Raw genomic sequence first — 6,200 nt, forward strand, 5'->3', positions numbered from 1 at the left:
TCGAAATTTGGATCGGCGTGCTTGAGCACCTGAGCTGTAACCCACATGACATTCGTGCGGATGCAGTCTGCCTCGACGTCGGTAAGGACCTCTTTACCGCGGTTTGAGTCTTGGTCGCGGTGGTGTCCGGCTCGGTCAAGGCGGTATGGCGCGTCTGACCAGTCGTGGTTGGCGATTTCAGCGGCAAATTCGGTTGCAAGGCGGTTGAGCATGGTTCCTCCGATTGGAACAGTCACTGCACCCCCCCCCGACGGGGGCGCTGTGACTAACGATACCGGAACCTCATTGAGCCCTGCCTCGAAGCGCGCGTCGCCCTGGAGGTTGCGTCCCCGAAGTCGCTCCGCGTCGTGGACCTCACGGCGGTATAAGCTTCCACGCTTGCCGGCGGCGCTCCTGGAGAGTCTAGGCCTGAGGAGCGCCGCTAAGCGCGGGAAAGTAGAGGCCCCGCAACGCGGTAGCAGGGCCTCTACTACAAGGGCTGCGAAAGTGCGACACGCCGTAAGACACGCCGACGGATCGTATTTGGTCATAGGTCGGATGTAGTGTTGCTGTCAAGTTGCCTGTGGATAAAGTTGTGAATAAATCTGTGGACAACTTCTGGAATTTCACCGGCGCTTGTGGAATTTCCTTTCTTCATTAACCGGGCATGCAGCCCACGCATCGGGTGGAAGCGGTGAGAAGCAATGGCGAACGTTCACGACGTAGCAGCCTACATTCTGGAAAAGCAGGGCAGCCTCTCAGCGATGAAGCTGCAGAAGCTCGCCTACTACTCGCAGGCGTGGCATCTCGTATGGGAAGAGCGCCAACTCTTCGAGGATGACATCCAGGCTTGGGCCAACGGCCCAGTTATCTATGCTTTGTATGACCGGCACCGGGGCAACTTCCGCGTGGATACGTGGACGTGGGGCGACCCTGACGAGCTCGAGGACAACGAGAAAGAAACCATCGACGCGGTGCTGGATGCATACGGCCAGTACACCGCTCACGAGCTCAGTGAGATGACCCATCGAGAGGACCCCTGGCGCGATGCGCGCGAGGGTCTCCGCGAAGGGGCGCGTAGCTCCGCGCCAATTACTCAGGCGTCTATGCACGAGTACTACCACGGACTCTCCAACTAGCGTCAGCAGTGGCGAGGCGAGAGAACAAGCGAGTCCCGGTACCGCCCGGTGGCTGGCAGGCCGCTGCAGGAAAGCACGCGACTCCATCCGCAGTAGAGGACGGCGCGCAAAAACGCCCCGTAGTGCTCGATATCGACCAAGAGGCAGTGCTCGAGCGCAAGCTCGTGTGGCGCTTTAGCCAGATGGACCGTGATGGAGCTTGGTCGCCGGTAAATATCGCTCCTGATGAGTTGTCCAACCTCTTCGACAAGATGGCCAGCTTCGAGTCAATGACTCTAGGGGAAATCTTTGCTCCTGGTAGTGAGCACGGAAAATCGTATGACGTCGCGAAAATGCCCGCCTCTTCTCAAAGGCGGCTGGCAGACCTTGAGCGCGACGATGAAACAGAACTAGCAAGGCTCCGTTGCGGAGGCGCGCCGCGCCTATACGGTTTCCTCCGAGAACACGTGTTCCATGTTCTTTGGTGGGACCCTCGCCATGAGGTGTGGCCCTCAAGCAGGACTTAGCAAACTTGCTAGGGCATGACGAGCCGGCGGCAACATTTTGGCAACATATAGTTTAGATCTTTGGTTACTTGCTGTGACCTCGCGTGACTCAAAACCTCTAGATTCCGGTTCTCAAGCCCCTGACCTGTACCTCTGGGAGGTTTCAAATCCCACCGTCACCGCCAACTGAGAAGGCCCCGGTTCCCTCATACAAGGGAACCGGGGCCTTTTGCATTGGCTGGAATGGGTACTGTGGCAACGCAGCAGTAACAGAACTCTTATGGCACTCCCACCTTTCGTTTTCCGAGTCCGCCCGGACTGATAAGTCAACGGCTCAGCGAAGAATCGCGTCTGCCAGTGTGAGGATCGCCTCCAAGCACTGAAGTCGAAGCGTCTCGGTTTATTGAGCATTGGAAATCGGGATTACTTCACGACTCGGTGCTGATGACGGTCAATCGACTCGCGTGCGATGTCGAGGTGGCCCGCGTGAGTAGACGTTTCGACGAGCACGCGAAACACGACTTCGCGCCCATCAACCATGGGTGATGCACCAAACCCACTCGCCGAGGGCCACCAGCGGGGAGGGGCGTCCAGGTCGACCTTCGCGAGGACGTCGTTACTTCGGACGATCTCACGCTTGTAGATATTGACGGCTTCGACTCCCGTGATCGGTTCGGACGCCAACCGTTGGAAAGGGCGGCGATTGCTCGGGCGTCACCGCCGAGAACCGCCGAGATCCAGAACATCTCATCATCGAAGGCGAGATGGTTCAGCAGTCGCGTCATCGTCCAACCTGATGGGACTATCGCTCGACTCATTGCGGCCTCAGCGAGTCCTGGTTGGAGCACGTGAGTTCGTTCGCTCGCTAGCTGCGCAAGCAAATGTGAATCCTTCATGCCCCGGGCTCGTATCCAATGAGCCAGTGAAGGCCGTGACAATCAATGACCTGGCCATCCGAGGCCCCCCATGGCTTCGGCGCGAGGGGATCGCGCACCGAACCGCCGGCGGAGAGCTTGTCGAACCACTCATGAAGGACCGCAGGTTCGGCGGTACCCAGCAACGACAGCATGAGGCCTTCGAAGCGAACCGGTTGCTCTCCTGCTGGTGCATCCGATCCCGCCAGGGCGACGACACCGCTGAGTACCCCATGAGCCACAGCGCTCGGCGGGCCGTCAGTCCTGCCGAAGTCCTCGTAGGAGTGCAGGGATAGCTCGCCACCGAAGATGTCCGCGTAGAAGCCCAGTGCTTCCCGTGCGGTTCCTGGGAAGCTGATGTAGATGAGAGGTGCAGTCATGTCGTCACTCCTAGTGCTTGATAGACGGTAATAGGCCGTCATAATCAGCGGTGACCCTGAGATTGACACGAGGATCGACCGCTCGGCCCTTCAACACGATGCTTCCACGGGGTGGCGCTCATATCGCGCAAGAGCACCACCAGCGCCTACGCGGATTCCACAGACTTGGAGTTCAGTGCGGTACCTCCCCCTGTTGAGGCAACGTTTTACGGCTCGGACACCGGGTGCGTGTTGTCCACGGTCGTCAGCGCGGGGCTACCCCCATGATCGCGCCGAGGGCGCCGCTGCGGTCCCCGATCTGGTCGGACGGGGCTTAACCGCGGACCGACTCGGGGTGAGGTTCGTCGGGGACATCACCTACATTCACACCTGGCAGAACTTCCTGTATCTGGCCACCGTGATCGACTGCTATTCGAAGAAAGTCGTGGGCTGGCCCATCGCTGATCACGTGCGCACCGGACTGGTCGCCAATGCCCTGAAGAACGCCGCCGGGACCACGCACCTCGAACCGGATGCGATCTGGCATTCGGACCGCAGCAGCAAATACACTTCAGCCGCATTCCGGACCTTGGTCACCGGTGTGGGCATGCGGTCCTCGATGGGCCGCACCGGCGTGTGCTGGGACAACGCGATGGCCCGATCGTTCTTCTCAGCCCTGAAGAGCGGGTTCACCGGATCGGCTACGCCACCAAATCCCAAGCAAAACGCGAAAACCACCAGCTCCGCTGTCCGACATCGCGGCAGCAGCTCAGTCAGTGCTCCGCTTCTGCGGCAGCCTTCCTGGCATCCTTCTCGGCGTCCTTCTCGGCGCGCAGGGCCTCCGTCTCGTGCTGTTCCTCTGCTTTTTCCTGGTGGATGACCTCTGCGAAGAGCTTCTCCATCTCCTTGGCCACGCCGGCCGCTGAAGCCGGGTTCTGGCCAGTCACCAGCCGCTCGTCGATGACGACCTTCTCCTCGAAGGCATCAGCCGATACGTGGGTGGCGCCCTGTTCCTCAAGTCGGTCGGCAAGGAAGAACGGAATGACCTTATCCTTTCCTGCGGCAACCTCCTCGTCGTTGGTGAAGGCAGCCACCTTCCGGCCCTGGACGAGGCGAAGCCCGTTGGCCAGTTCCACGTTCACAAGCCCGGCCGGTCCGTGGCAGACCGCGCCCACCAGGCCGCCCGCGTTGTAGACGCTGGCGACGAGTTTCTGTAACCCTTCGCTGTCCGGGAAGTCCCACATGGTGCCGTGGCCTCCCACGAGGTAGACGGCGTCGTACTGGTCCGGATCAACGACGTCGACACGGGCAGTGTTGTAGAGACCGGCGCGCGTGGCCTCGTCCTCCGTGAAGGCGACCTGGAGGGGATCTGTCGAGTCCACCTCGTCGCGCGGGGGCTGGCCGCCCTGGATGGACGCGAAGTCGACGAAATGCCCGGAATCCTTGAACACCTTCCAGGGATGTGCAGCCTCGGCCACGTTGTAGCCGGTCTTTTCTCCCGTGTCGCCGATCTCGGAGATGCTGGTCAGTACCATGAGGATTTTCTTCATGAAGTGCTCCTTTCGTCTGCATTCCACCCTACGCCGAGCCCAGGTCCAGGCCCTACCCCGTCTGGTCTCTGCCGGACTATCGCTGGCGGACTATTGCTGCCGGACGAACTTCACCACGGTGCTTCCCGTACCCTCGAACCGCGTCTCGGGTGCATAGCCGAATGATGCGAGGGTCTCCTCGTCTGCACCGTCCTCCGCCGGGCGGACAAGCCACACGGTGGCGTGGGACAGAATTTGGTCCCTCGACGCTTCGAGGCCCAATCGCTGGTTGTAGATCCGCCCCCACTCGGCCGCGCTGATCCCGACGGTGGCGTCGGCCAGGCCGTCGAACGAGTCCGGGTACGCGGTGTACGCCAGGTCCGCATTGACCCCCAGCGCCACCGCCTCGCCGGGCTGCGCATGTTCGTCGAGTGTTCGGGCTATGAAGCTGAAATCATCCTGTGGGCTGCGACCGAACTCCGTCCGCTGGCCTGCATAGGACGGCAGTGCCAGAAGAATCGTTGCCAGCAGGACGACGGCGCGCTGCCGCGTCGTGGTCGGTGCCCGCCCGCGGGGCATGCGCAGGACCAATGCGGCCGCGAGCAGAGGGAGCGACGGGAGGATGAACGACAGGTAGCGGGGCAGGTAGTACGGCGAGCCGAGGATGAGGGATCCGCCGATCACTGCGCCCAGGGGTACGACCAGGAGGGGGAGCGCGAGCCTGACAAGGAAATGCCGCCGGAACAGGACTGCGCCGGCAATGGCGAGGGCCCAGATAAGCACCGCGAGCCCGTACATCGACACACTCTCCAGCGGCGTATGCTCCGGAACCGGGTTCCCGTCCACCAGCATGTACGCGTCGGTGAAGAACTGGAAAAAAGCCACCTCGAAGGCCACGCTGCCGTCGATCGGCCGGATCCAGGAGATCTGGAACTGCTGGGTCGCACCGATGACCGCCAGGGCGGTTGTGGGGATCAGCCAGGCCGGGCTGACGGCGAGCATCGCTCTCCAGCGGCTGCGCAGCGCCGGGTCGAGGAGCATCGTCGCCAGATGCGCAACGAAAGCCAGCACCGTATAGAAGGACAGCAGTGTTGCGACCGTCGCAGCTGCCGCGTACCCCACCCAGAGACGTTGTGAGGGGCCCTCCCGGATCCGCACCAGGAAGTACGTGGCGATCACTGTGGACAGCAGCGCAAGAGCGTAGGACCGGGCGTCCGTGGCCACGTACTGGGTCCGGGGCAGCACCACGAACACGAGAGCAGCCGTGAGGCCGTAGGTGGTGCCGGCCAGGCGGCGCCCGATGGCGACGAGGAACCCCGCGGCCGCTGAGACGGCCAGCAGGCTCGGGACGCGGAGGGAGGTCTCCGAGAGGCCGAAGACCGCGGTCCAGGCATTGATCAGCAGGTAATAGAACGCGTGGACGGCGTCGATACTTTGCGTCATGCGCATCATGTCGGCGAGACTGCGGTCGACGGCGCTGATGGTCGCCGCCTCGTCCACCCAGAAGCTGGGGACCGAGATGCCGATACCGGAATAGATCAGTGCAATAACCGCCGCCAGGACCGCGGGTCTCGTGGTCCTCTTCACTACCTCATTAAAACATGCCTCCCAGGCACGTCAGCGGCGCTCAGCCGGGTGCCGCGGCCAGCTCCTGGCTCCCGGGCGGCCGGCATCCCGGACCCGCTCCTCGACTTCTACTGCCGACACGTACTCCCCCCGTTACCTTTTTAGTAGCCCCTGGATGAGCAAGGATGGGGTTGCTGGCCTGTCGGTCGCGGCATGATTTATTCCCCCT

6 protein-coding genes and 1 pseudogene are annotated in these 6,200 nt (G+C 62.0%); 2 read left to right on the forward strand and 5 right to left on the reverse strand.

Annotated elements, in window-relative coordinates:
* Positions 1-212: hypothetical protein (locus Y704_RS24775; protein ID WP_035771187.1), on the reverse strand; the 212-nt coding region annotated here is incomplete at its 3' end.
* A gap of 471 nt (positions 213-683) precedes the next feature.
* On the opposite strand from Y704_RS24775, the gene Y704_RS0101770 reads away from it, so the two are divergent.
* Entirely contained in the window at positions 684-1,118 is a 435-nt protein-coding gene (locus tag Y704_RS0101770) for a Panacea domain-containing protein (protein WP_026548856.1), read from the forward strand.
* Positions 1,119-2,026: 908 nt separating this feature from the next.
* Here Y704_RS0101770 and Y704_RS25010 read toward each other — a convergent pair.
* Both Y704_RS25010 and Y704_RS0101785 read right to left on the reverse strand, forming a co-directional pair.
* Positions 2,027-2,287, reverse strand: coding sequence for a mycothiol transferase (locus Y704_RS25010; RefSeq protein ID WP_253904193.1), 261 nt, complete (start codon positions 2,285-2,287; stop codon positions 2,027-2,029).
* A gap of 208 nt (positions 2,288-2,495) precedes the next feature.
* Complete coding sequence (locus Y704_RS0101785) at positions 2,496-2,897, reverse strand: VOC family protein (RefSeq protein WP_026548857.1); 402 nt, start codon at positions 2,895-2,897, stop codon at positions 2,496-2,498.
* 265 nt (positions 2,898-3,162) lie between these two features.
* On the opposite strand from Y704_RS0101785, the pseudogene Y704_RS24290 reads away from it, so the two are divergent.
* A pseudogene (locus tag Y704_RS24290) lies at positions 3,163-3,608 on the forward strand (DDE-type integrase/transposase/recombinase); the annotation flags it as partial.
* 41 nt (positions 3,609-3,649) lie between these two features.
* Here Y704_RS24290 and Y704_RS0101795 read toward each other — a convergent pair.
* Positions 3,650-4,426, reverse strand: coding sequence for a type 1 glutamine amidotransferase domain-containing protein (locus Y704_RS0101795; RefSeq protein ID WP_026548859.1), 777 nt, complete (start codon positions 4,424-4,426; stop codon positions 3,650-3,652).
* Positions 4,427-4,516: 90 nt separating this feature from the next.
* Positions 4,517-5,992 (reverse strand): glycosyltransferase family 39 protein, encoded by a 1,476-nt coding sequence (locus Y704_RS0101800; RefSeq protein ID WP_026548860.1) that lies wholly within the window; start codon positions 5,990-5,992, stop codon positions 4,517-4,519.
* Positions 5,993-6,200 lie beyond the last annotated feature (208 nt).

The organism is Arthrobacter sp. Br18 (assembly GCF_000520555.1).
GTDB lineage: Bacteria > Actinomycetota > Actinomycetes > Actinomycetales > Micrococcaceae > Arthrobacter_D.

Excerpts from the sequence above, each read along its gene's own strand:
- Y704_RS0101770 (WP_026548856.1), top strand. The coding sequence starts at position 684 with ATGGCGAACGTTCACGACGTAGCAGCCTACATTCTGGAAAAGCAGGGC.
- Y704_RS0101785 (WP_026548857.1), bottom strand. The coding sequence starts at position 2,897 with ATGACTGCACCTCTCATCTACATCAGCTTCCCAGGAACCGCACGGGAA.
- Y704_RS0101795 (WP_026548859.1), bottom strand. The coding sequence starts at position 4,426 with ATGAAGAAAATCCTCATGGTACTGACCAGCATCTCCGAGATCGGCGAC.